Below are 3,255 nucleotides of genomic sequence, written 5' to 3' on the forward strand. Positions count from 1 at the left end.
CGGTTGGTCCAGGTGTTCTTGCAGGTGACGCTGCAGGTGTGGCAGCCGATGCACTTGTCCAGGTTCATCACCATGGCCACCTGCACCTTAACCTTCAAGCCGGCTCACCTCCCGGAGCTTGCGGATGACCACGGTCTCGTCGCGCTGGTTGCCGGTGGGCCCGTAGTAGTTGAAGCCGTAGCTCAGCTGGGCGTAGCCGCCGATCATGTGCGTCGGCTTGACGTGGATGCGCGTCAGGCTGTTGTGGGCGCCGCCCGGCTCCCCGGTGATGGGGCTCGGCGGCACGTTGACCGTCCGGTCCTGGGCGTGGTACTGGAAGGCGACGCCGCGGGGCAGGCGGTGGCTGACCACGGCGCGCGCCACGACGACGCCGTTCCGGTTGAGGCACTCGATCCAGTCGTTGTCCGCGATGCCGGCGGCCGCCGCGTCGTCCTTGTTCAGCCAGACCGTGGGCCCGCCGCGGAAGAGCGTCAGCATGGGCAGGTTGTCGGCGAAGGTGCTGTGGATGCCCCACTTGCCGTGCGGCGTCAGGTAGCGGAGCGTCAGCTCGAGGCGCCCGTCACCGGCCGGCCGCCCCTCCCCCGGCAGGAAGGAGGCGAAGGCGAGCGGCCCCCGGTAGACCGGCAGCCCCTCGCCGAAGTCGAGGATCAGCTCGTGGTCCAGGTAGAACTGCTGCCGCCCGGTCAGCGTCCGCCAGGGCACGAGCCTTTCCACGTTGACCGTGAAGGGCGAGTAGCGCCGGTCGCCCTTCTCGACGCCGCTCCAGATGGGCGAGGTGAGCACCCGGCGCGGCTCGGCCGTCAGGTCGGCGAGGTGGAAGTGCTCCGCCTCCTCGCCCTCGGCCAGGTCGCGCAGGGCGAGGCCGGTCTTCGCCTCCAGCGCCGCCCACTGCTTGACCGCCACCCGGCCGTGGCTCGTGCCCGAGAGCGTCAGGATCGCCTGGGCCACCTGCCGGTCCTCCTCCAGCCGAGGGCATCCCTGCGCGGGGCCGGGCGCGGCGACGGCGCCCAGCATGCGGCCCAGCTCCTCGTACTCCTCCGCCGCCGGCCAGGCGATCCCCTTCGCCGCCAGGCCGCGCTCGCGCACCAGCGGGCCCAGCGCCGTCATCTTCTCGTGGACGCTGGCGTAGTCGCGCCGCACCACCACGAGGCGGGGGAGCGTGCGACCGGGCACCGGCTCCGTCTCGCCCTTCCTCCAGTCGCGGATGCGGCCCAGCGGCTGCGCCAGCTCGTCGGGCGAGTCGTGGAGGAGCGGCACGGCCACCAGGTCGCGCGCCTCGGGCAGATGGCGCGCGGCCAGCTCCGAGAAGACCCACGCCAGGCCGCGGAAGGCGTCCCAGTCGGAGCGCGCCTCCCAGGGCGGCGCGATGGCCGGGTTGAAGGTGTGGAGGAACGGATGCATGTCGGTGCTGCTCAGGTCGTGCTTCTCGTACCAGGTGGCGGCGGGCAGGAGGACGTCCGAGTAGAGCGCGGTGCCGGACATGCGGAAGTCGAGGGTGACCAGGAGGTCGAGCTTCCCCTCGGGCGCCTTCTCCCGCCAGGCGACCTCCCGCGGCCGCAGCCCCTCGCTCTCCGCGGCGAGGACGGCGTGGTCTGCACCCAGGAGGTGCTTCAGGAAGTACTCGTGCCCCTTGCCGCTGGAGGTGAGGAGGTTGGCGCGCCAGACGAAGAGGATGCGCGGGAAGTTCTCCGGCGCGTCGGGGTCCTCGGCGGCGAAGCGGAGGCTCCCCTCGCGCAGCCGGCGGACCACGTGCGCCACCACTTCCTCGTCGCTCCGCGCGCCGCTCGCCTCGGCCTCGCGCACCAGGGCGAGCGGGTTGGCGCCGAACTGGGGGTAGGACGGGAGCCAGCCCAGCCGCGCGGCCAGGACGTTATAGTCGGCCAAGTGGAGGCGGCCGTAGGGGCCGGCCAGCGGCGAGGCCATGGAGCCGGCGTCCGTCTCCTCGTAGCGCCACTGGTCCGTGGCCAGGTAGAAGAAGGAGGTACCGTTCTGCTGCCGCGGCGGGCGCGACCAGTCCGAGGCGAAGGCGAGCGTCGCCCACGCCTCGGCCGGGCGGACCTTCTCCTGCCCCACGTAGTGCGCCCAGCCGCCCCCGTTGACGCCCTGCGCGCCGGTGAGCAGGACCAGGTTGAGCATCGCCCGGTAGAGGGTGTCGCTGTGGTACCAGTGGTTGGTGCCGGCGCCCATCAGGATCATGGAGCGGCCGCGGGTGAGCGCGGCGTTCTCGGCGAACTCGCGCGCCACGCGGATCGCCAGGTGCCGGTCGACGCCGGTGATCGCTTCCTGCCAGGCGGGGGTGTAGGGGCGGGGGTCGTCGTAGTCCGCCGGGTAGTCGCCGGGAAGGCCGCGCCCCAGGCCCACCTGGGCCAGGAGCAGGTCGAAGACGGTCGTCACGTACGTCTCGTCCGCATCCCCGACGCGCACCGCGGGCACCGAGCGGCGCAGAAGGGCGGGCGTGCCGTCGCCGAAGTAGGCGAGCCCCACCGGCAGGACGGCCTCCTCCCGCCCGAGGAGCGTCAGCGCCGGATCGACGGGACGCCCCTCCCCCGTCTCCAGCTTCAGGTTCCAGCGCCCCTCCTCGCTCCAGCGGAAGCCGAGGCTGCCGTTGGGCACGGCCGGCGCGCCCGCGGCGGCGTCCCAGACCAGCGTCTTCCACTCGGCCTGGGGCTCCTCCAGCCCCAGGTCGCTCGCCCGCAGGAAGCGGTCCGGCACCCAGGCCTCCCCGAGCTTCCGCAGCCGCACCAGGAAGGGCAGGTCGGTGAAGCGCTTGGCGTAGTCGGTGAAGTACGGCGTCTCCCGCTCGAGGTAGAACTCCTTCAGGATGACGTGGGTCATGGCCATGGCCAGCGCTCCGTCGGTCCCCGGCCGCGCCGGCAGCCAGTGGTCGGCGAACTTGACCACCTCGGCGTAGTCCGGGCTGACCGCCACCACCTTCGCGCCGCGGTAGCGCGCCTCGACCAGGAAGTGCGCGTCCGGAGTCCGCGTCATGGGCACGTTGGTGCCCCAGACGAGCAGGTACGAGGCGTTGTACCAGTCGCCGCTCTCCGGCACGTCGGTCTGCTCGCCCCAGACCTGCGGCGAGGCCGGCGGCAGGTCGGCGTACCAGTCGTAGAAGCTGAGCATCACCCCGCCCAGCAGCGAGAGGAAGCGCGCCCCCGACGCGTAGCTGACCATGGACATGGCGGGGATCGGCGTGAACCCGAAGATGCGGTCGGGTCCGTACTCGCGCAGCGTGTGGAGGAGGGCGGCGGCGAT

At 72.4% G+C, this 3,255-nt stretch carries 1 protein-coding gene; it reads right to left on the minus strand.

What is annotated here, in order from left to right:
• Window positions 1-87: 87 nt before the first annotated feature.
• A partial coding sequence (locus K6U79_11390) for a nitrate reductase subunit alpha (GenBank protein ID MCL6522956.1) occupies window positions 88-3,255 on the minus strand: 3,168 nt, incomplete at its 5' end.

The organism is Bacillota bacterium, from assembly GCA_023511835.1.
Classification (GTDB): domain Bacteria; phylum Bacillota; class Sulfobacillia; order JAIMAT01; family JAIMAT01; genus JAIMAT01.